The organism is Catenulispora yoronensis, from assembly GCF_039531695.1.
GTDB classification, from domain to species: Bacteria; Actinomycetota; Actinomycetes; order Streptomycetales; family Catenulisporaceae; genus Catenulispora; species Catenulispora yoronensis.
Genome location: NZ_BAAAQN010000003.1, coordinates 273,789 through 295,776, shown reverse-complemented (window position 1 = coordinate 295,776; position 21,988 = coordinate 273,789). Strand labels below are relative to the sequence as shown.

16 protein-coding genes are annotated in these 21,988 nt (G+C 69.0%); 6 read left to right on the top strand and 10 right to left on the bottom strand.

Translation table 11 applies throughout. The features are described from left to right. Positions 1-127: 127 nt before the first annotated feature. Positions 128-3,673 carry a PKD domain-containing protein gene (locus ABD481_RS04005; protein WP_344664119.1) on the top strand — a complete coding sequence of 1,182 codons (3,546 nt, stop codon included), beginning with the start codon at positions 128-130 and terminating at the stop codon, positions 3,671-3,673. A 92-nt stretch (positions 3,674-3,765) separates the two neighbouring features. Here the strand turns inward: ABD481_RS04005 and lhgO are convergent, their stop codons facing one another. Together lhgO and ABD481_RS03995 are read right to left on the bottom strand one after the other, a co-directional pair. Beyond that, entirely contained in the window at positions 3,766-4,947 is a 1,182-nt protein-coding gene (lhgO, locus tag ABD481_RS04000) for an L-2-hydroxyglutarate oxidase (RefSeq protein ID WP_344664118.1), read from the bottom strand. Positions 4,948-5,111: 164 nt separating this feature from the next. After that, positions 5,112-7,598 carry a tetratricopeptide repeat protein gene (locus ABD481_RS03995; protein ID WP_344664117.1) on the bottom strand — a complete coding sequence of 829 codons (2,487 nt, stop codon included), beginning with the start codon at positions 7,596-7,598 and terminating at the stop codon, positions 5,112-5,114. Positions 7,599-7,634: 36 nt separating this feature from the next. Between ABD481_RS03995 and ABD481_RS03990 the strand changes: the two genes are divergently transcribed. Then, entirely contained in the window at positions 7,635-9,269 is a 1,635-nt protein-coding gene (locus tag ABD481_RS03990) for a recombinase family protein (protein ID WP_344664116.1), read from the top strand. A gap of 521 nt (positions 9,270-9,790) precedes the next feature. On the opposite strand, the gene ABD481_RS03985 is transcribed toward ABD481_RS03990, so the two are convergent. After that, positions 9,791-11,242, bottom strand: coding sequence for a replication initiator (locus ABD481_RS03985; RefSeq protein ID WP_344664151.1), 1,452 nt, complete (start codon positions 11,240-11,242; stop codon positions 9,791-9,793). A 141-nt stretch (positions 11,243-11,383) separates the two neighbouring features. Between ABD481_RS03985 and ABD481_RS03980 the strand changes: the two genes are divergently transcribed. Next, entirely contained in the window at positions 11,384-12,373 is a 990-nt protein-coding gene (locus tag ABD481_RS03980; RefSeq protein WP_344664115.1) for a GntR family transcriptional regulator, read from the top strand. A gap of 931 nt (positions 12,374-13,304) precedes the next feature. Here ABD481_RS03980 and ABD481_RS03975 read toward each other — a convergent pair. The 4 genes from ABD481_RS03975 to ABD481_RS03960 all read right to left on the bottom strand — a co-directional run bounded on the left by ABD481_RS03975 (position 13,305) and on the right by ABD481_RS03960 (position 16,279). Beyond that, positions 13,305-14,102 carry a phosphotransferase gene (locus ABD481_RS03975; RefSeq protein ID WP_344664114.1) on the bottom strand — a complete coding sequence of 266 codons (798 nt, stop codon included), beginning with the start codon at positions 14,100-14,102 and terminating at the stop codon, positions 13,305-13,307. Positions 14,103-14,114: 12 nt separating this feature from the next. Further along, entirely contained in the window at positions 14,115-15,179 is a 1,065-nt protein-coding gene (locus tag ABD481_RS03970; protein WP_344664113.1) for a radical SAM/SPASM domain-containing protein, read from the bottom strand. A 582-nt stretch (positions 15,180-15,761) separates the two neighbouring features. Next, complete coding sequence (locus tag ABD481_RS03965; RefSeq protein WP_344664112.1) at positions 15,762-15,923, bottom strand: hypothetical protein; 162 nt, start codon at positions 15,921-15,923, stop codon at positions 15,762-15,764. A gap of 2 nt (positions 15,924-15,925) precedes the next feature. Further along, on the bottom strand, positions 15,926-16,279 hold the full coding sequence (locus ABD481_RS03960) for a hypothetical protein (RefSeq protein WP_344664111.1): 354 nt from the start codon (positions 16,277-16,279) through the stop codon (positions 15,926-15,928). A gap of 84 nt (positions 16,280-16,363) precedes the next feature. Between ABD481_RS03960 and ABD481_RS03955 the strand changes: the two genes are divergently transcribed. Continuing rightward, a complete protein-coding gene (locus ABD481_RS03955; RefSeq protein ID WP_425559109.1) occupies positions 16,364-17,446 on the top strand; it encodes a helix-turn-helix domain-containing protein in 1,083 nt (360 codons plus the stop codon). 648 nt (positions 17,447-18,094) lie between these two features. Here ABD481_RS03955 and ABD481_RS03950 read toward each other — a convergent pair. Then, positions 18,095-18,679: a hypothetical protein gene (locus tag ABD481_RS03950; RefSeq protein WP_344664109.1), complete on the bottom strand. Its 585-nt coding sequence runs from the start codon at positions 18,677-18,679 to the stop codon at positions 18,095-18,097. 224 nt (positions 18,680-18,903) lie between these two features. Here ABD481_RS03950 and ABD481_RS03945 point away from each other — a divergent pair, with 224 nt between their 5' ends. After that, positions 18,904-19,227, top strand: coding sequence for a hypothetical protein (locus tag ABD481_RS03945; protein ID WP_344664108.1), 324 nt, complete (start codon positions 18,904-18,906; stop codon positions 19,225-19,227). Between the two features lie 95 nt (positions 19,228-19,322). Here the strand turns inward: ABD481_RS03945 and ABD481_RS03940 are convergent, their stop codons facing one another. Then, positions 19,323-20,033 (bottom strand): carbon-nitrogen hydrolase family protein, encoded by a 711-nt coding sequence (locus tag ABD481_RS03940; RefSeq protein ID WP_344664107.1) that lies wholly within the window; start codon positions 20,031-20,033, stop codon positions 19,323-19,325. Between the two features lie 58 nt (positions 20,034-20,091). Continuing rightward, positions 20,092-21,327, bottom strand: coding sequence for an MFS transporter (locus tag ABD481_RS03935; RefSeq protein ID WP_344664106.1), 1,236 nt, complete (start codon positions 21,325-21,327; stop codon positions 20,092-20,094). 117 nt (positions 21,328-21,444) lie between these two features. On the opposite strand from ABD481_RS03935, the gene ABD481_RS03930 reads away from it, so the two are divergent. After that, positions 21,445-21,888, top strand: coding sequence for an ArsR/SmtB family transcription factor (locus ABD481_RS03930; protein ID WP_425559108.1), 444 nt, complete (start codon positions 21,445-21,447; stop codon positions 21,886-21,888). The last annotated feature ends 100 nt before the right edge of the window (positions 21,889-21,988 follow it).

Genomic DNA, 21,988 nt, shown 5'->3' with positions numbered 1-21,988 from the left:
CGGCGGCCGACAACGTTTTCGGCGGTGGGCGAAAACCTCGCGGGCCGGTTCGAACACGTGTTAGACCCCGGGTGCGGGCGATCGACGTCGCCGCGTGTGACAGGACTCTGACGGCGGGGAGGCTTTTGTGCAGCGCGTAAATTCCGGACTACGACGAAGGACAGGGAACGGGATCAGGACCCGGATCCGGTGGGCGACCCGCGCCGGGTCGGCACTGGCCGCGATCACGGTCGCGGCCGGGCCGCTGGCGGTGCCGGACGGTGCCGCGGCGGCTGTGCGGCCGGCGGCGACGGCCACCGCCGGGGCTACGGCCTCCGGGGCCCCGGCGGCCCCGGCCACACAGACCGCCGACCCGCACACCGCGGCGGCGGCCACGGCCAAGCGCACCGGAAAGCCGGCGCCGGTCGACGCCCTCACCACCGAGACGTCGACCACCGTCGCGAACCCGGACGGCACCTTCACCACCAGCACCTCGGTCCAGGCCGACCGGATGCGCACCGCCACCGGGTGGCGGGACATCGATCCGACGCTGCGCGTCCAGCCCGACGGCTCGGTCGCGACCACGGCCACCCCGAACCGCCTCGTGCTCTCCGGCGGCGGCACCGGACCGGTGGTCGCCGTCGACGACGGCGCCGGCCACAGCATGGCGCTGTCGCTGCCCGGCCGCCTGCCCGCGCCGACGCTGTCCGGCCCGACGGCCACCTACACCGGCCTCTACCCGGGCATCGACCTGGTGGTGACCGCTGCGCGCTCCGGCGGGTTCAGCGAGGTCTTCACCGTCCACGACCCGGCGGCCGCGCAGACCGCGCAGAACCTGCGGTTCTCGACCGCTCTGCACGGCCTGAAGCTGACGCAGGACGCCGGCGGGAACCTCTTCGCGGCCGACGCCAAGACCGGCCGGACGCTGTGGTCGGCGCCGCCGGCCGAGCTCTGGGACTCCGCGACCGGGGTCACCGGGCCGCAGGACAGCCCGGAGTCGATCGACGCGGTCGGACCGGCCTCCTCAGCGGACCGGCCCGGATCCGGTGCGCACCGCGGCCGCCTGCCGATGGCCGTGGACGCCTCCGGGCTCGGGCTCGTCGGCGACCTGAGCCGGCTCGGCACGTCCGCGCCGACCTACCCGCTGTACCTGGACCCCACCTGGCAGCTGCCCAGCGTCAGCGGCGGCACCCTGCTCAACGGCGAGGGCCGGTCCGGTTGCCCGACGGCGACCAAGGACACGTCGCGCAGCTGGCTCAGCGTCGGCTACAACGACTTCGACTCGTGCGTCGGCGCCGACCGGGTCTTCTTCCAGATCAGCACCAGCAACGTGCTGGCGGCCAACTACATCGTCAAGTCCGCCACCCTGAAGATCAACGAGGTGTACTCGGCCTGGAACGCCTGCGGCCGCGGCAGCGAGACCATCTCGATCTACACGACCGGGTCCAACATCGGCAGCGTGACCTGGAACACCATGCCCGCCTACACCACGCCGGCGGTCACGTCGAAGACCCTGAAGTCGGTCGGCGGCACCACCCCGTGCGCCGGCGGCACCGTGCCCGGCGACTTCGACGTGCTGGGCGCCATCACCACGGCCCGGGCCAAGGGCTGGTCGAACTGGACCTTCGTGATGATCGGCGACGAGACCCCGGGCAGCCACAGCCTCGAAGGGTTCAACGAGGACCCGAGCATCGTCACGGTCTACGAGGTCGCCCCGAACACCCCGACCACGACCGTCGCCGCGCCGGCGCCGGTCCGCTCCGACGGCACGCAGTGGCAGGGCTGCGACGGGAACCTCACCGGCTACCTGTCGCGGGCCAACTGGGGCGGCCAGAGCACCGCGCAGCTGTCCGCCGGCATTTCGAGCCCGCTCGCCCAGGCGCAGGTGCACGGGCACTTCGAGTTCTACGACCACACCGTGTCCGGCGGGAAGGAGTGGTTCATGGACTCGGCCGCCGTCGGCGGCTCGGGCGGCACGGCCACCGTCACGACCCCGGCGCTGACCGACGGGCACCAGTACACCTGGCAGGTCAACGCCGACGACGGATACGCGACCAGCCCGGTCGCCCACTACTGCGGCTTCACGGTGGACATCTCGCCGCCGTCGAACCCGATCGTCCAGTCCTCCGACTTCCTGCCGGCGGGCAGCTCCACGCCGAGCCCGAAGAAGGCCGGACAGGCCGGGCTGTTCTCGGTGAGCGCCTCGGACCCGGCGCCGGGCTCGGGCTTCCGCGGCTACAACTACATCCTGGACGGCTCGATCGGCGACACCGGGACGCAGTTCGCTGCGGCCGGCACCGGTAATCTGACCATCACCCCGACGGCCTGGGGTCCGCACACGCTGTACGTGCAGGCCGTCGACAACGCGGGCAACGTCTCCGCGACTTCGCAGTACTCGTTCTACGCGCCCTGGAACCAGCTCTCGCCGGTCCGGGCGGGTGACCTCACCGGCGACGGCGTGCCCGACATCGCGGCCACCACCACGGCCGGCAACCTGGTCGCCTACAACGGCGGCGCGGACCCGTCGCTGCCGCCCACCGTGCTCAGCGACGCCGCGCACAGCCCCAGGGGCAACGGCTGGGACAAGTACCTGGTGTCGCACCGCGGGTCGTTCGCGAACGCGGGCGTCGACGACCTGTGGGCCTACGACACCGTCAGCCACGGGCTGTTCCTGAACAAGAACACGGGAGCCAACCCGTTCACCAACCCGGGCAACGTGGTCCAGCTGAGCAAGGCCAACGTCGCCACCGATGCCAACAACACCAGCCCGACCACGCCGGACGGCCCGAACACCGCCTGTGCCACCACGTCCACGGGCAGCTGCGCGGGCTACAACAACACCGACTGGTCCGGGCTGACCCAGATGGTCGCGGTCGGGGACTTCTACCAGGGCGACACCCCGGGCACCTGCGGCCTGACCGCGCCGTCGAGCTGCGACAACGGCTCGCCGGGGCTGCTCACCGTCGAGAACGGCAGCCTGTGGTACTACCAGGGGCAGCAGAGCCCGTACTTCCTCGGCACCGCCGTGCAGCTCGGCACCTCCGGCTGGAACGGCGTCACCCTGCTGGCGCCGGGACCGGTCAACGGCGTGCCGACCCTGTGGGCCCGCGACAACACCACCGGCGCCCTGTACCAGTACAAGATCACCTTCGACGCCGCCGGCTGGCCCCGCAACCTCGGCACCCCCGCCACCGGCCAGGCGGTCAGCTCCACCGGCGTCTTCACCACCCCGGAGATCTTCAGCGAGGGCGACGTCAACGGCGACGGCTACCCGGACCTGTACGGGGCGACGGAGTACGGCGGCCTGATCGCCTACCCGGGCAAGTCCACCCCCACCGCGCCGGTATCGACGATCGGCTACCACCTGTCCCCCGGCTCCACGACGACCATCGCGATGGAACCCACCATCGGCCGCACTCCCCCGACCGCCAAGCTGAGTCTGTCGGCGACGACGGTGGCGGCCGGAACACCGGTGACGGCGAACGCGTCAGGGACGATCGTGGGATCGAATCCGATCGCCAGCTACCAGTTCACATTCGGATACCAGACCACCACTCCGCCTGCGTCGACGAGCCCGACCGCGAGCTACGTGTACACGTCGCCGGGGACGTATGTCATCGGGGTGGAGGTGACGGATAGTTCGGGTCAGTACTCGGATGCCGAGACAGTGGTCACTGTGACGGCTGCGGGGTAGGGCGCGGCCGCGGCCACGGCCGGACGGGTGGCTGCGGGGTGAGGGGCAGGGGCGTGTCTTCGGCGCGAGTGGCGTCGGGGGCGCGCCCTGTCCTAAACCACCCGATCCACAATGTACCGAGCAATCTCCAACGCACTGGTCGCGGCAGGCGACGGCGCGTTCAAGACATGCACCTGGTCGCGTGCGGTCTCGATGAGGAAGTCGTCGACCAGTGAGCCGTCGGGGCGCATGGCTTGGGCGCGGACGCCTGAGCCGTGGCGGACGATGTCGTGCTCGGTGACGGCCGGGACGAGGCGGGCCAGGCTGGCGGCGAAGCGCTTCTTCGAGAAGGAGCGGCGGATCTCGTCCAGGCCGGTGGGGATCGCGTAGCGGCGGGCGAGGCGCCAGGTTCCGGGGAACGCCGCCACCTCGGCGAGGTCCTTGGCGGAGAAGTCGGTCCAGCGGTAGCCCTCGCGGCGGAGGGCCAGGACGGCGTTCGGGCCGGCGTGCACGCTGCCGTCGAGCATGCGAGTGAGGTGGACGCCCAGGAACGGCAGGGTCGGGTCCGGGACCGGGTAGATCAGGCCCTTGACCAGGTGGCGGCGCTCGGGTCTGAGCTCGTAGTACTCGCCGCGGAAGGGGACGATCCGGGCCGACGGGGTCAGGCCGGCCAGGCGGGCGATCCGGTCGGAGTGCAGGCCGGCGCAGTTGACCAGGGCGTCGGCGCGCAGGACGCCGGAGGCGGTGGCGACCTCCACGCCGCCGGTGCGGCCGGCCCGGATGCCGAGGACGGCGCTGTTCAGCCGCAGGTCGGCTCCGGCCTCGCCGAGCAGGCGGACCAGCGCGGCGCAGACGCCGGGGTAGTCGATGATGCCGGTGGACTCGACCCGCAGCGCGGCGACGCACGAGACCTCGGGCTCGTACTCCCGGGCCTGCGCCGGCGTGATCCGCTTCGCGGGCACCCCGTTGGCCTCGGCCCGCTCGGCCAGCACGTCGAGCGCCGGGATCTCCTCGACGCCGGTCGCGACGACGAGCTTGCCGCACACCTGTACGGGCACGCCGTGCTCCCGGGCGAAGTCCACGATGGAGCGGTTGCCGGCCACGGACATGCGGGCCTTGAACGAGCCGGGCTTGTAGTACAGCCCGGCGTGGACGACGTTCGAGTTGTGGCCGGTCTGGTGCGCGGCCCAGCCGGACTCCTTCTCCAGCACGGTGACGTCCAGCCCGCGCCCGGTCAGCTCCCGGGCCACGGCCAGACCGACGATCCCGCCTCCGACGACTACGACTCTGCGCACGATCGGTCAGGTTACGCGACTCGGTATCGGCCGCCTAGTCGATCGTGGTCGTGGGCTGAGTTTCCGGAAGGAGGGTCCGCAGTGTCGCTGACGTCGGCGTCGATGCGCGGCGGGCGTGGGTGGTCCCGCTGCTCCGGACCCGGCAGGGCGGCTGGTGCTTCCTCCTACTTGTCCTCCGCCTGGTCGAAGTGGCACGCGCCGTCCGGCGCGTCCAGTCCCGCGAGGCGGAGCTGAACCCGGCCGGCGTCGTCGTTCATGCCGAGACGCTGATAGATCGCCAGCGCCTGCCGCAAGTGCGCCGTGCCTTCGAGGGCGTCGCCGGTCGCCAGGTAGTGGTCTGCGATGCCTTCGAGCGAGATCGCCTCGTCGTCGGGTTTGCTCAGTTCCCGGTTGATGGCCAGCGCCTGCCGGTACAGGGCGAGGGCCTGCGGACGGTCGCCGGACGCGGCGATGGCCGCGGCGTAGTAGTTCAACTCCCAGCCCACGTTGCCCTGGGCGCCGGCTTCGCGAAAGATCTCCAAGGCTTCGGCGTAGGCGTCAAGGGCTCCGGGAAGGTCACCGATCTCGTGGCGCACCCGTCCCCATTCGGTCAGGGCGACGCCCTCGCAGTTGCGGCCGCCGTTCTCGCGGTAGATCTTCAGGGCCCTGGCATGTGCGTCGCCGGCTCCGCCCAGATCGCCGATCCGCTGTCGTACGCGTCCCCATTCGGTCAGGGCATACGCCTCACCCGTGCGGTCGCCGAGTTCGCGATAGAGCTCCAGGGCCCGGCTCAAGGCGTCGTCGGAGCGCGGATCGTCGCCGATCTGGGACCACACGCGCCCCAGCTCGGTCAGGGTGTAGGCCTCACCGCTCCGGCTGCGGATCTCGCAATAGATCTCCAGCGCCCGAGTCATCGCCTCCTCGGCCCGTACGAAGTCCCCGACGTAGAGTCGGACGCGGCCCAGCTCCTTCAGAGCGTCGGCCTCGCCGCTGCGGCCGCGGACCTCGCGATAGATCTCCAAAGCCCGGGTCAGCGTCTCGTCGGAGCTCGCGAAGCCCCCGATATGGAGTCGGACGCGGCCCAACTCCAGCAGAACATCCGCCTCGCCGGCGCGGCCGCCGACGTCGCGGTAGATCTTCAAGGCCTGATTCAGCACCTCATCGGCTCCGGAGAAGTCCCCCATGTGGGTGCGGACGCATCCCAATTCGGTCAGGGTGTCGGCCTGCGCCTCGCCGGTCGACTGCCCGATCTCGCGATAGATCTCCAGAGCGCGGCTGAGAGAGTCGCAAGCCTCGGGGAAGTCCCCGGTCTGGAAGCGCACCCGGCCCAAATCGGTCAGGACATGGGCCTCACCACTACGGCTGCCGACCGTGCGGCAGATGTCCAGGGCCAGGCTCAGAACGTCGTCGGCGCCCTGATTGTCCCCGACCAGGGACCGCACGCGCCCCAGATCGGTCAGGGCGGTGGCGTGCGCGCCGGGTCGGCCCAGGCGGTCGGCCGTCTGGGCGGCGATGTGGTGCACGTCCAGGGCGCGCGTCCAGAAGCCGTCGGTGTGGAGGACGTCGGCGAGTCCGGCCGCGAGCGCCACGGTGTCGTCGTCGAGGCCGTGAGTGTGGGCGTACGTGAACGCGGCGTCGAGGTTGGGCTGTTCGGCACGCAGCCAGGCCCGGGCGGTGTCCGGGTCGCGCAGGTCGGGAACGTGCGCGGGCGCGGGTCCGCCCGGTTCGGGCCGCGGGAAGCGGGTGATGGCCTGGGAGACGGTCTGGGCCGTGTGGGCGTAGTAGTGCAGCAGACGGCCGAGGGCGAGGGCACGCTCGGGTTCGGGGTCCAGGGCCCTGGCCCTGCCGTGGGCGTAGGCGCGGACCAGGTCGTGCATCCGATAGCGGCCGGCGGCCGGTTCGGTCAGCAGATGGTGGTCGACCAGGTCTTGGAGCAGCTGTTCGGCCCGCGACGGATGGACGTCGAGGAGGGCGGCGATGGCGTACGCGTCGGTATCCGGCCCTGGCACCAAACCCAGGCGGCGCAACAGATCGCGCTGATCGTCGGCAAGGGTCTGATACGACAGGTCGAACACCGCCGACAGGTCCCGCTCGCCATCGGTGAACGGGCCCAGGTCCAGCGGTCCGGACCGGAGCTTGTCGGCCAGATGAGCCAGGGTCCAGGCGGGGCGGTGGCGGATCAGCGCGGCCGCGATGCGCAGCGCCAGCGGGAGACCCCCGCACAGTGCGGCGATCTGCTGCCACCCCGGGTCCTCGGCCGGGGCGCGCGCGGGCTCGACCTCGACGAGGGCGCGCAGCAAAGCGACCGCGTCCGCCTCCGGGAGCACGTCCAGGGCCACGGCGCGGGCCTGGTCCAGAGCTTTGAGGCGTTTGCGGCTGGTGATCAGGACCAGGCAGCCGGCCTGGCCGGGAATCAGGGGCCGCACTTGGCTCTCGGCGGCGGCGTTGTCCAGGAGGATCAGGGTTCGGGTACCGGCCAGGCGGGCCCGGTAGGCCGCGGCCCGGGCGTCCGGGTCCGCCGGGATCTCGCCGGGCGGAACGCCGAGCGACGCCAGCAGGGCGGCAAGCGCGTCGGCGGGGTCGCGCGGGGACATGCCCTGGGTGTGGCCGTGCAGGTCGAGGTACAGCTGTCCGTCCGGGAAGCGGTCCGACAGCAGGTGGGCCGCGTGCACCGCCAGGCAGCACCTATTCGGATGTACCATCTAAGTATGAACACGAAGACGCTCCCCTCGGCCCGTAATACCGTTGGTGACCTGGCTGGATTGAGTTTCGCGATCCTGGCCCGGCTGTCGAACGAGTCGCGCCGCCGTAGGCACCTGAAGGAGTCCGGCACCGATGACCAGGCCGCGCGGCAGGCACCGAGGACCGGGTTGGACATCAACAACCGCGACGAGCAGATAGCCGACTGCACAGCGAACATCGAGTCCCGGGGCGGGAAGGTGGTGTTCGTCTACGACGAGCCGCACACCTCTGCTTACAAGCGGCGGCGGGTGGTGGCCGAGGATGGCACGGTGGAGTACCGGGTGATTCGCCCGGTCTACCGCAAGGCCCTGTCCGATCTGCGGAAGGGGGTCGCGCCGAACGGGGAGCGGCTGGACGGGCTGATCTGCCCGGACTTGGACCGGCTCACGCGGGACAACCGCGACTTGGAGGACTCCATCGATGTGGTGCAGCGGTTCGGCCGCCCGATCCTGGACAACTCCGGGGCGCTGGACCTGACGACCGAGTCTGGCCGGACGAACGCCCGGGTGGTCACGGCGTTCAACAACGCCCAGAGCGCCGCTACGGGGCGGCGGGTCAAGCGCAAGCACCAGGCGTTGCAGCGCGAAGGCATCCCGACCGGGGGGACGCGGCCGTTCGGGTGGTGTGAGGACAAGCGGACGTTGAACCCGCCGGAGGCCCGGCTGTTGCGTGCGGCGGTGTACGAGCTGCTCAACGGCGGCAGCCTGTATGTGATCTGCGCCGAGTGGAATCGGGACGGGATCGTGACCGCCCGGGGCAAGGCATGGCGCGCCGAGGGGCTCAAAGCGGTGCTGCGTAACCCCCGGATGGCCGGGTACCGGATGTTCACGGTGGTCGGCGACGACGGCGCGGAGTCCGAGGGCGGGTCGAGGCATGTGCGCACGCTCCTGGACGCTGACGGGGACCCGGTGATCGGCCAGTGGAAGCGGATGATCACCCCGGAGAAGTGGACGGCGGTGCTGGAGATCATCGGGGAGGCCCCGGTGCGGGGGGCGGGGTCCAACACGCGCAAGTACATGGGTACCGGGACGTTGCGGTGCGGCCGGTGCGACACGGCCTTGCGCGCAATGAAGGCCCCGCCCAGTGCGGGCAAGCCGCAGGGCTACTTTTGGTATGGGTGCCACTCCAAGGGCAAGGGCGGATGCGGCGGGATTAAGATTGACGGCCCGAACACCGACAAGGCCCTGATCGAGTTGGCGGTTGCCGTCTATGAGCGGGCAGCCGCCGCGCGGGAGGCCACCGTCGCCCCGACGCCGTGGACCGGTGCCGCCCGGCTCAAGGCGGTGGCCGAGGACATGGCAGCGGCCAAGGCCGCGCGCAAGGCCGGACGGCTGACGGCGGAACGGTACTACGCCGACTTGCACGAGTACGAGACCGAACAGCGTGCCCTGCTCAAGGACCGTAACGCCCACATGAAGGCCAACGCCGCCGCCCGCGACATCCCGGCGACCCTGGGGGCGGACTGGCGCAAGGGCCGGTTGAGTCTGACCGAGCAGCGCGCGTATCTGGAACAGGCGTTCTCCGCCGTGATCGTGAAACCGGCCGGACGGGGACGGCGCATGACGACCATGGACCGGCTCGAACCCGTCGACGCCTCCTGACAGCCCCCGGCGACCGGCAGGGCCGGTCCCGCACCGATGATCACCTATCGGTGCGGGACCGGCCCCCTCTTGCATGATCAACTTTGGGAGGGTGGCCGCCGGTCGCGTATCCCACCCACCCGCCCCGAACTGCTTAGCGGACGCCTACGGCGCGCCCTTATCTGCGCGGCATTCCCGCCTCACCCACCCGCCACTGGCGAGAACAGCCCCGATGCTGGCTCCGGTCACCAGGCGGAACCGGCCGGCCGCGCGGCACGATCCATCCGCGTCCCGGATCCGTCGATGGCCGCGCCGCCGGCCGAACCCGCCGCTTGCACCTCACCGATGCCCACGCCCCGATACCCACCTCGGGAGTCAATCCGTCTGTGACGGTGACCCGCCCTTTCTGCCGGTACGCGTGCGGCGGCCCAGAACCGTGTTGACCCGCCGCCACTTCTCATCCGACCACGGCGCAAGACGCTGCGCCCAGACCGCAGCCCACGCCCGCAACGCCTCATCCTCAGCGCTCAACGGCTCATCATTCATGCCTCGCCCCCGTCAGTCCCGTACCACGCCTGTTCGGTCCGCGCCTCAGCGGCCATCTCCCGGTTGAAGGCGTTCTGCTCCCGGATCCCGGCAGCCACGTCAGCCTCCACCCCTGACCAGCCCGAACCGGCGAACTCCCACTCCCGGTCGGTTATCGCATTCGGCGGCAGCATCATCGCCGCGTCCTCGGAGTCCTTGGCCGCGCGTTCCTTCTGCCAGGCGACCCGCTCAGCCTTCTGCGCGCCCCGGGTGATCGAGTACAGCCGGGAAGCCGTGGAGAAGTTCCCCCCGAACCCGCACTGATGCGCCCACGGCCGAAGCCGCAGACCGGCATACTCCGCCAGGCCGCCCAGACGCCACGCCGTGGCTATCAGGGTCCGGGCATGGGCCGGAACCGGAAGTTCGGCGATCACCACCCCCAGCCCCGAACCCTCACACCGAGGGCACGCCCCACCCGCCCCCGTCCCCTCACACTTCCGGCAGGTGACCGGACGATCCACCACGCCCACGATCTCCGCGCCCTTGGTGGCGTACTTGGCGATGTAACCCGCCACCCGAGCCGCCGCCAAACCATCGTTACTTTCGCTGGCGAACACCGGCTGAACATCGACCTGAGCGCCCCAGCCCAACTCCTGTTCCCCCACAACGCCGTCAGCGCTGACCACCTTCACCCGCTGCGCCGACGAACGGATCCCGGAATCCAGCATCGCCGCCGTAGCCCATCCCGGGGGCATCGTCCCCGGACCGTCCGGGCCGTCCAGGCGCACCACACCGTGGAAGTGGACCAGCCCCCGCCGCTGATACTCCGCCACCTTCGCAAACGACACCCGCACCGAGGCCGCGAACTCCTTCTTCGTCAGCCCACTGATACCCGGCAGGGTTACCCGACGCAGGTCATCGGTGAACCGGTGCCATAGCCGCCCGGCATGAGCGTTCCACAACACCGCCCCCGCGTAGTCGAAGCAGTCCGCACACAACGGCGTGCCCAGCACCGGATCATCGAAGCCGTGACGGGCAGCGCACGACATCGACACATCGTGTTCGCACTGTGGACCACCACGGCGGGGACGACACGGCAACGCGTTGCCGAACCCATCAGCCCGAGTGGTGTGCACCGGCCCGAACGACGGCGCTGTCAACGTCAACCACACCATCGGATGACCCACCACCTGCGCCGAAACCCCCTTCCCGCCGACCATCCCCGCCCGGATCCGATGGAATGCATCAGCGGCATACACCCGCGAACACGGCTCACACCGCGCCGACCGCCGATTCCCACACGGCACCATCAACCGCCCCCACGGCATCGAAGCCGAGGAGAACAACGCCAGCACCTCACCGGATACCGCATCCCGGGTCACCGTGCGCCCCCTCAGATACACCGGGTTCTCACAGCCCCCCACCGCCCGCACCTGCCGTTCCCACGCCTTGTACTCAGGCTGGGTCACCAGAACCAGAAACGCCCTGTCGAAATCGTCGAACGCCGCCCAATCACCTACTTGTGCTACATCTCGGCTCACATGTACAGGCTACCAGTACTTGTGCTACAAGTTGGGTGACATTTTGGCTGACCAGTGTAGGAGGGTGCTGTGACCACCCCCCCGGATCCCATCGACGAACCCGCAGACGACACCCCGCTGTGGAAGACCATCGCCGCCGCACTCCGCACCGACATCAACCGCGAGACCTACGCCCCCGGCTCACCTTTGCCCGGCGAGGTCGCCATGGCTGCCCGCTACAACACCTCACGCCCCACCGTCCGCAAAGCCATCGCCGAACTCGCAGGCGAAGGACTCCTGTCCGCCGCCCACGGACGCGGCACCTTCGTCCGCCCCAGACCCGACCGCCGCACCATTGCCATTGGCCAAGGCGACCACGTGGATTTCCTGGAGGAAGACTTCAACCCGGTCACGATTGGATGGGGCTACACCGAACACCCCGACGCAGCCCGCCTACGCGCACAAGGCACCGAGGGCGTCACCCGCGCCGTCATCACCACCGCTACCCGCGACCAGGCCGAAGCGCTCGGCACCCACGCCGAAACGCTGATCCTCTACCGGTTCGCCCACTACCGCCACCGCCACACCCACCGCCTCATCGCCATCACCTCAGCCGTCCCCGCCCACCTCATTGGCATCCCCATCGATCCCGGCACCCACGACCACGACCCCGACAACCCCTACCTGAGCCGATGGGCACCGCTCCGCCGGCACCCCGACGACGAACCCGATCCCGGCACCCAGACCGAGGCCGACGACGAACCCGGCTACGAACCGGACCCAAGCCAGCCCGATCCCGATCCCGACGACGGCAACACCACCAGCCCAGCCCTGTACCACCTCCTCGCCGTACGCCACGGACCGGTTGCCTTCACCACCACAGTCAGTGCACGCATGCCACGCGGCGACGAACTCAACGACCTCGGCACCGAACCCGGCACACCACTTTTGACCATCACCCGCACCATGACCGACCCCCACGGCCGCATCCTGGAAACCACACTGATCGAGGCACCCGCCGACCGCTTCGCGGTCACCAGCGCCACTACGCCAGGCAATGGAATCATCCTGACCGTATGACAGCATATTGACACGGCATAGGGGATTGGGCTCCGCAACGTGTCTTTACTGATTCAAGGGCGGCGCCTGCCTCCGGGCGCCGCCTACACTCCAATGCACCGCGGCCCCGCCTTCGGCGGGGCCGCGGTGCATCTCCGCTCCAGCGGCACCGTCGGCAGACACCACCACCACAGCAGGCAACAACACAGTCCGGCGCCGAGCAGCAAGACCCGAGCAGCAGCAAGATCATGTGTGGCATCGCGCCGCCGGGTGCGCTCCGCGCCCCGACCACCACCGCCCCGCCCCCGCCCCGGGGCTCCGCCCCTGTCCCCCGCCAGGGGGCTCCGCCCCCTCGGGACCCCGCAGGGGGCTGCCGCCCCCCGCCCCCTGCCCGGGGCTCCGCCCCTGGACCCCGCCCCAGCTGCCGAATCCACCCCTTACCGACCGGGTCACCGGCCACACTGTGGCATGGTCCAGCCAGCAGACACGCATCGACTCTTGGCGGCGGCGACGCCCGCGCCGCATGCGCTTTGCGCATGCGGCGCTGGGGCGCCGTTCGCAGCGCACGGCGCGGGCGCCGCCGCCACCAACCCCGACCCGGCCAACTACCAGAACTAAGCCCCGCTTGCCCGCGCCCAATCAGCCAGGGGGCACCCGGCATGCCGAGGCCCGGTCCGGTATCCGAGCCCCTCAAGGTGGCGGCGGCGCAACCCCTCCCCGGAAACCCACGATGGCCCATCCCCCTTTTGGGCAATGGGCAGGTCACACGTCACGACCGACAGCCGGCACACCGGGCAAAAACACGCCCGGAGTGCAGGCCGCCTCCTCACGCACCCATCATCAATTCGCGCTCGACGGATCACGCCCCAGCTTCAAAGCAACGTGGCCGATGACACGAGCGGGCCCCGTCCTCCTGGCGAGAGGACGGGGCCCGGTATGCCTGACGCGTTGCCTAGGCGTACACCCCTCGATGCGTCGTCCATGCTTCCGAAGCCGTGACCATTGCTCGTATCCACCCCGCATCCGGGTTGTTGTTGGCCAGGCTTCGCCACATGCGGACGGTTGCAGTGGCGTAAACGTCGATCGCCTTCGGATCGGCCCCTGTCCATGAGCTACAGCCAGCCGCCCAAGCCTCCGCGCCCTCTGCGCTGTGACCCGACGCAATGAGCTGCGAGACCAACCCCGCAGAGGTCAGGAACGCAGCCCCTACGGTCGGCCATGCCCAGTCAACGAGCGTTGCCGTTCCGTCAGCGGCCATCAGGAAGTTGTTCGGGTTGATGTCGCCATGGACGAGAGCGGTTCCCCGCAACAGCGTGTGATCCGTACCGTCGCAGAACCGATCCCAGCGAGTTTCTGCCCACTCCTGTGCCAGCGTCGGAACCTCAGCGCTCGCTACACGATCGATGACACTCACGATCGCAGGGAGATCTGTCGAGTCGGGATCGAAACTCGACTCTCGACCGTCAACAGCTTCAAAGCCAAGAACGATCCACCCGCCTTCCCGGAGCACCCAAAGCAACTTGGGCGCGGGCACATACGCATTGATGGCGGCTTCACGCTCGATCGAGTCCACATGACCCTGCCCCCGTGCCGTCCTGACAGCCTTGACGAAGACCGACTCGGACTCACCTCGGACAAGTGCGGTCACGTCCGCCCGCGAACCATGCTCGGTATGCCGAACGCCGTAGACCTCTCCGGTATGCACGCGTACGAGTTCCCAGAATTCTGGGCCCGGGTCTGTCTTCACCATTATCTTCCCTTACTACTTTTGGCCCTTGGGGTTGCACTCAGACGGCGGAGTTGCAGGGTCGCATGCGTCGCCGCCGTCTCGCGGGTCGCACGGATTCTGAGGCACACAGTCCGGGTCACATGCCACATCGGTCCTTGTTCGGCGCGGAATCGTCACAGTCGCCCGCGCCATGCCGTCGCCGTTCAGGATAGCTTCGAGCGGTTCCGTCCTGACGTTTCCAGCCTTCAACCACCCGGCCATGATGCACGGCGTTACGGTACCGTCCGGCCCGATAGCGGCGCGGCCCAATCCGCAGTTCCCGCACAGCTCGTTCGGGTCACACGCGACGTGATCGCGCTGCCCCCGGCCGAATGCTCGTTCCCTGTCGAGTCGGATCCGATTGGGCGGCACTCCGAGGGATACCAACTCAGCGCGCGCTTCATCGATCCGCTGTTCCGGGTACACCTGCACCATTCCGACGCGCAATGGGATTCCGAGCCCCAGAGCCTTAACGATGTTCGTGCGGGTCTGTCGATGGGTGTCGCGCTCCGTTATCCGGTGATGTTCCTTCGGATCGTCGGAGTAGTACGACGTCGCCAGCAACACGCCGGGGTGCCGGAACTGTTCCCACCACTCATCGCGGATGCTGACGAGGTTGGTATAGATCTCGACCTTAAGCCCGATATTCAGCGCGTGGCCAAGCACAGCGCTGAAACCGGCGTACATGGTCGGCTCGCCGCCGATCAACTGAATCAGGCTGACTTCGGCCCGCATGGCCTGGTCCAGAACGCTGAACCATTCTCCCGGCTCCATCAGACTCGCGGATGATCCCAACACGGGCAGTAGCTTCTGATCCCCGTTCGGACCGGACTCGTTGTAGCAGTGCCCGCAGTGGAGCATGCAGTCTCGTGTCAGGTCGAGCCACAGGAACCCGGTCGCTCTCCGCAGCCAACCCGGATTGCAGTAGCCCGGCACACAATCCGGATTGCAGTTGTCAGGCGCGCACGGAATGTCGGGGTCGCAGAGCAACTCGTAATCCGGGTCGCAGTCGTCGGCGGCGACAATCGGCGCGACTGCCCTTTCTTCGGCGATGGTCATTGATCGTCCCTTCTTGAGTGTGGACATGAGCCCGCCCGCCCGAGCGTCGAGGGCGACTATCGGGCGGGCGGGGCTTGACCCACCGCCGAACGCCTTCGCCATTAGGGGGGTCACGACCCCAGAGCGTCCGGCGGTGGGAGTCTCAGGGGCGGCGAGGGTGGGGTATTCGCGCGCCGTATCTGGGGGGCTTGATAGGCTCGATAGGTCGAGGGGGCAGCGGCTCAAGCGCCCGACCGGGGATGCGCTCGCAGTCGGCAGCGAATCCGCACCACGGCGCGCCCTCTGCGCCTTGTAGGTAGAGAACGCGAGTAACGGCTGAGACCGCCGTTACAAACCCGCGCCTCCCGTCCCTGTGCACCATCCAGGTGCCTAGGGGTATCTGATCAATACGCACCGGTCAGGGTCCGTAGTCCGTAGTGGGGTCGGACATAAACCATCGAGCGGACCTCAGCGCGTCCCACGTAAGGGTCCTTTCCCGGTCCTGGGAAACCTCCCCGAAGCTGTCAGGAGAATCGACCGGACAGACGGCCAAACCATCTCCGAGCCACTCGGAGGGGTCCGGCGGGGGCAGGAACTCATGTTCTACAGCGGCCACGGCTGCATCCCGAGAGACACGCCGATCATGAAGGTGAAGAAGACCGCCAGCGCAACAACCAGCATGCCGCCAAAGGCAATTTCAAGTGGTCCACTGCGATGGCTGTGAACGGGCGCCGCACGGTGCCGGGCGTAGGACCTCTCGTGCATCGTCACAGCTTGGACCGCCGATCGTTGCCATCCTTCGCGTAGACGCCGTAGCCGAGCAGTTGCGCCGCCGCAACAGCCTCACAGGAGATCGGCCGAGCGATGTGCACAAGCCGGGAGCCGGGCAAGGGGGGGAGATCGGACTTCGGGTCGGTGGTGATCTCCACCGCGCCATTGATCTCAGTGCACAGCGTCACCCGCCGCCACCGGCGGCCAACTGCGATCCAGTCATCGCGCTTGACGCTTGCCGTGGGCACGCCGCCATCGGCGACGACCCATGCGCCGTTAGGGGCGGTTGGAGGCCGTTCCGCTAGGAGCGCTGCTGTACCGGGAAGGATTGCCGGTGGGATTTCGTTCATGCTTACACCGTGCTACGAGACGTTCACTAGAGGCAGTAGCCTGCTGTCCACACAAGTCCACAACCTAGGAGAGCCGTGGATTATCTGGAGCCTGATGGGGCTGCCTTGCGGAATGCTCGTGAGGCAGCAGGCGTTAGCCTGCGCGAGATGGCGCGGCGTACTCACTTTTCTAAGTCAATGCTCGGATACATCGAGCACGGCGAGCGAGTACTGACGCCCGAAGTCGTGTTGGCTTACGAGCGGGAGCTAGGCGAAGTGATCAACCGGCGCGGTGTACTCAGCGGGCTAGCGGCTACGGTGCTTGCACCCATGGCCACGTCTGAACTGATCTACAAGGGGTTCTCAGATGCCGCCTACCGGCGTCCCGACCTCGATACGTGGCTAGAGGGCGTAGAGGGCCTAGGCCATGACTATATGACTGAAGGAGCAGCCTCGCTCCAGCCAAGAATCGCAGCGGATCTTGTAACCCTGCAAGGTCAGCTAGGTAGCCCGCAGCTCTGGGGGGTCGCGAGCCGCTACCTCACGACGTACGGCAAAACCACGCCGGGAGCAAAGCAGGCGGCGAAGTGGTACGGGCTTGCTGCTACGGCCGCCGATCGCTCGAACGACCAGGACACTCGCGTGTGGGTCAGAGGCCGGTCCGCGCTTGCTCTAGCTTACGAAGGGGCAGGACTGACGACTGCGCGCCGACTGGCGGACCAAGCCCTAGAGATCTCCGACAAGCCCACTCTTGGACGCCTTAATGCCCTCGTGGCCAGGGCACACGTTGCCGGCTTCAAAGGCGACGCGGCGACCGTCCGCACGATGGTGAACGAGGCGCGGCATGTTTTTGATGTAGCAGGCTCCGAGGAGCAGATCTCTGACTTCGCAGTACCGGAATGGCGCTTCCACGTGTTCCTGTCCATGCTCTACAGCCGTCTAGGTGACGAGCGACGAGCAATCGAGGAGCAGGACGCAGCGGCACGTGTGATCCCCGAGAACCTCCCGCGCTTCCGCACACACATCGAGATGCACCGGGGGCTAGCCCTTGTTCGCTCAGGCGACGCGGCCGGAGGTACGGACTACGCTCGGCGCGCGCTTGACCTACTTCCCCCCGAAAAGCACTCCCTTACGCTCAAGCTGCTAATGGCAGAGATCGACGGCGTAGGGGCAGCGGGGCGGGATTAGTGATGGCCCGATCAAGGCTGACGCAGTTGCCCTCTCCTAGCCGGTGGGCAGTAGCGGCTAGCGATTCGCCGTGGTTTTCTTCTTTTTGGGCTGGCGCTGAGCCCGGCCCCGGGGGGCCGGTCTCATCGCCCCCGCCCCGCACCCCCCACCCCACCACCCGGCAACTCAGGCTTGGCACTCCAGTCTCAACCCTTATTGAATGGCCCCTCACCACCCACCGCAGGAGACTCCAGAACCTTGACCCGAGCACAACACACGAGCTCGGGCACCGCTGCGGACTCCCGTCCCCAGAACAGTTGCCTTCGAGAAGAACCAAGAACGACGCCTTCGGCGAGCCCTTCCTCCGAGATGGCCGCGAAGATCACCCCGGTAGCGATGTTGGTTGCGTCCGGTTCTGATCATCTCGTCGGGCGGGCACCACAAGGGGTTGCCAGCCGCCCTCCCCATCGTCAAGGAGAGCACTTGACGATGGGGACGACGCCCGGCAAGGCACAGCCTGCCCGCCCGACGAGATGATCAGAACCTAGGGGAACGCTGCGGTAAGAACAGATCACGTCGCCACTCTGACCAGCTCAGCAGAGCCGCTAGGACTACTTTCGGCAAAGTATTGCGCCAAATCTCCCCCCACCCCTCGTACGCAAACGTACGTCACGCTCTCGACCAGAGGCAGGATTGACAGCGTCGAAGGTAGATACATTCACACATGGGTTGCAGGGCGGACTTGCCGATGCCCGCCATTCCGTCGATCGCCGAGATCACGACAGTCGACGCGGACGCCGCGCTCGGTGCCACCACGTCCAGAAGTCCTGCGAGCTCGGACGCGCGGCCGGTGAACGTCGCGAGGTCCGCCGGGAGTTGGCGGAACGACCGGCCGGATTCAGCGGTTCTGGCATCGGCGCTTCTGGCATCGGCACCCTTGGCATCGGCGTGGACCCGCACGCAGGCGTCGCGCCACCGCGCCACCTCCGTCTCGGACAGCCCCAGCGCCCGGACGACAGCCACCAACAAGTCCAGGTCCAGCCGCCGCCTGCTGGCCACGAACACGTCGGCCACGGTCCGGAACGAGACCGCGCGCGGCGGCCGCAGGCAGAGCCCGACACTCTTGGCGAGCGTGCGGTACGACGGGCTCCCGGCCCATATCCGCAGCCGTCCCAGTTCCCTGATCAACTCCCCCAGATCCGCCGCCCGGGCCGGATCCGGAGCCATGCCGGCGTCCACGTCAGCCTCCCCCATATCAGGCATCGTATTCGCTCCGCGCGCCCGCTGACCAGGGCTGTACAGCGTTGTGCGGGGCAGTGCGGGCCAGTGCGGAGTTGTGCGGAAATCTTGAGCCGGCCGACGCGTCGATGAAGAGTGATCGACGTACGGAAATCCCCGTACAGAACCCGAATACTCACGGAGGCAGGCACACAATGAAAAGGACCCGAAAGACTCGCGCAGCCGCCATTCTGGCCGGCGTGACAGCCGCCGGCCTTCTCACCATCGCGCCGGCCAGCGCGAACGTCAACAGGGACTGGAACTGCACCGCGCGGCCCGGGTTCGAAATCATCAAGGACAGTGCGCCCCAGGTGCAATGTTTCGACTACGACAACTCGGGTTCCCGGACGCTTCTCGTCAATGACTGGTACAAGGAGGTGTACTCCTACGGCGAGAGCGTCACCGCGAAGTGGCGGGAGATCAAGACCGGGGCCATCATCACGGGCAGCGGCTACGGCCCCCTCTACCAGCCGCAGCCGAACGGTGACCCCAACTACTACCTCGTCAACGTCACGGTCAACTAGTCCGGCGGCATCCGAGGGCTGATATCGCTCGTCTTCCCAGCGCCCCTGCGGGCCGCCGATCTGGCGTACCGCAGGGGCTGCGCGGTCTCTATGCGCTACGCCTTGCTGAGCACCGCCCGCACAACCTCCCCCGGCTCCACCCCCGCCCGAGCCCGAACCTCTCCGTCCGGGGCCCAGATCGCCGAGTGTCCCCGGGCGGCGTCGTAGCCGGCGCCGGTGGAACCGGCGAAGCTGGCGAAGGCGACCCAGACGCCGTGGTCCTGGGCGATGCGGCGGGCGCGGTCGTCGGGGACGTCGGCCGCGGACTGGTAGTCCAGGATGCCCGCGACGTAGACGTCCATGCCCAGGGCGGCTGTGTCCGTCACATGTTGGGCGATCCCGGTGTCGCGGCAGATCGCCAGGCCGAGCCGCCAGCCGTCGACGGTGACGACGGCCGGCCGGTCGCCCGGGCTGAAGCGGGTCTGCTCGTCGGCGTGGGTGTGGATCTTGCGGTAGGCGACGCGGGCGCCGGTGCCCTCGACGGCCAGTACGGCGATGTAGCTACGGCCCGACGTGTCGGCGACCGGGGCGCCGACCAGGGCCAGGCCGGCGGTCTCGGCGCAGGCCTCGATGATCGGGGCCAGCCGCGGGTCGTCGGCGGACACGGCCGGGGCGTCGTATTCGTAGCCGGTCAGGGACAGTTCGGGGAAGACGACCACCCGGGCCTGCGCGCTGCGAATCGCGGCGGCGTGCACCTCCGCGTTCGCCGCCACCGCGTAGGAGACGGTATGGGGCTGGGCAACGGCGAGGATCAAGGTGTCGGTCACGGCGAGAGCCTAATGGCCCGGGTGCCCGGCGAGCCCGTGGACACCACGGTCCCGCGGTTCAGCCCTCGACGCCGCCCGCCGGTCGGGTGGTCAGCACGATCGCGCCACCGGCGAGCGCCAGCGCCGCGAGGACGCCCGCGAAGACCGAGGCGCCGGTGCTCAGACCGACGGCGTCGCTGAGGTAGCCCGCGGCGACCGGCAGCGTTCCGGCGGCCAGGTAGCCGCCGACGTTCAGGGCGGCGTTCGCTTCGGCCAGGCGGTGCGGGGGGATGGCGGCGTTCAGCAGCGACAGCCCCGCGAGCTGGCCCAGCCCCTGCCCGACCCCGGACAGGATCGCGGCGGCGAACAGCAGGGGCGCCGAGGCGGTGTTCACCGACACCGCCAGGACCGCCATCGCCACAGCGGTGGCCGTGACGCTGGTCAGCAGGATCGTGCGGCGCCGCAGCCGGTGGACGGCGAACTGGGCCCCGGTGGCGGCGGCGAACATGACGAAGGCGGTGCAGCCGGCGAGGATCCGGCTGTCGGAGTGCAGCAGGCCGGCCAGCAGCGAGGGGCCGAGCGACAGCACGAACGAGGTGGCCGTGATGCCGGGGGCGAAGGCGGCGACGCCGTGGAGCAGCGGCAGCCGGCCCTGGTGCGGGACGGACGGGATCCGGATCCAGCTGCCGCCGGCGACGCGCGCGGGCCGGCGCAGGGGGAGCCGCAGCACGGCGGCCAGGGCCGTGAGCAGCAGCACCCCTTCGACCACGAAGACGGTGACGGTCGGGCCGGGAACGGTCTGGGCCAGGATTCCGGCGGTCAGCGGCCCCAGGCCGGCGCCGAAGACCATCGCGCACGAGGCGAGCAGTGCGCCGTGGCGCCGCCGCTCGGGCCCGGCGACGTCGGAGACCGCGGCCATCCCGGCGCTGACGACCGCGCCGACCGCGATCCCGGTGAACAGCCGGGCCACGATGAGCGCCACGACCGAGGTGGCGGTGGCGAAGACCACGCAGGCGGCCCCGGCCAGGGCGAGCGCGGGGACGAGGACCGCCTTGCGGCCCAGCCGGTCCGAGGCGACGCCGCAGACCAGCAGCGAGAACAGGAGGCCGACGATGTAGAAGGCGAAGACGACGGTCAGCGTGCCCTTGGAGAAACCCATGGTGTGCTGCCAGAGCACGTACAGCGGGGTCGCGGCGTTCGACAGGATGAAGACGGCGGTGATCGGCCACGCGGCGGTCAGGATCGCCCTCGTGGAGCCGGCGTCGCCGGCTCGTTCGCGGATCCGCGGCGCGGCGGCGGACAGAAGACCGGTCATGGAAGCACTCCCCCAGCATCAGTACGAGTTTTTTCGAACTTAACACACTGTACGATAGAACTCGTACAGCAGGCGAGGAGGCTTCCGATGGGCGCTGAGACCATGAGCACCGAGACCATGAGCACCAAGGCCGTGAGCACCAAGGCCGTGAGCACGGCGAGCGCTAAAACCCCGAGCACCGCGCCGACCGACGGCGCCCCCACCCGGTTCAAGTCCCGGTTCAAGTCCTTCCCGGCGGCCGACCACACCCCGGAACCGCTGGAGGAGCCGGCCCGCGAGGACATCCGCCTGGAGCACGTGATGGCCGCGCTGTCCGATCCGCTGCGGCTGACGATCGTCCAGCGCCTGCTGCTGGAGGCCGAGGCGTACGACCACACCTGCGGATGGTTCGGCTTCGACCGCCCCAAGTCCTCGCTGACCCACCACTTCAAGGTGCTGCGCGAGGCCGGGGTGACGCGGCAGCGCCAGTACGGCCTGGAGCGACGCAGCCAGGTCAGGATCGAGGACCTGGAGGATCGCTTCCCGGGGCTGCTCGACCTGGTGGCGGACTGGCGGCCGTGAGCGGCACACCGACCACCCCGGCCCCCGGCGCCCCCTCCCAGGCGATACCTGTTCGGCCCCTTACATAGGCATTGACCCAATTGACGCGCATACAGCGCGA

Excerpts from the sequence above, each read along its gene's own strand:
- ABD481_RS03960 (WP_344664111.1), bottom strand. The coding sequence starts at position 16,279 with ATGAACGAAATCCCACCGGCAATCCTTCCCGGTACAGCAGCGCTCCTA.
- ABD481_RS03970 (WP_344664113.1), bottom strand. The coding sequence starts at position 15,179 with ATGACCATCGCCGAAGAAAGGGCAGTCGCGCCGATTGTCGCCGCCGAC.
- ABD481_RS03965 (WP_344664112.1), bottom strand. The coding sequence starts at position 15,923 with ATGCACGAGAGGTCCTACGCCCGGCACCGTGCGGCGCCCGTTCACAGC.
- ABD481_RS03935 (WP_344664106.1), bottom strand. The coding sequence starts at position 21,327 with ATGACCGGTCTTCTGTCCGCCGCCGCGCCGCGGATCCGCGAACGAGCC.
- ABD481_RS03950 (WP_344664109.1), bottom strand. The coding sequence starts at position 18,679 with ATGGGGGAGGCTGACGTGGACGCCGGCATGGCTCCGGATCCGGCCCGG.
- ABD481_RS03930 (WP_425559108.1), top strand. The coding sequence starts at position 21,445 with ATGAGCACCAAGGCCGTGAGCACCAAGGCCGTGAGCACGGCGAGCGCT.
- ABD481_RS03975 (WP_344664114.1), bottom strand. The coding sequence starts at position 14,102 with ATGGTGAAGACAGACCCGGGCCCAGAATTCTGGGAACTCGTACGCGTG.
- ABD481_RS03990 (WP_344664116.1), top strand. The coding sequence starts at position 7,635 with ATGAACACGAAGACGCTCCCCTCGGCCCGTAATACCGTTGGTGACCTG.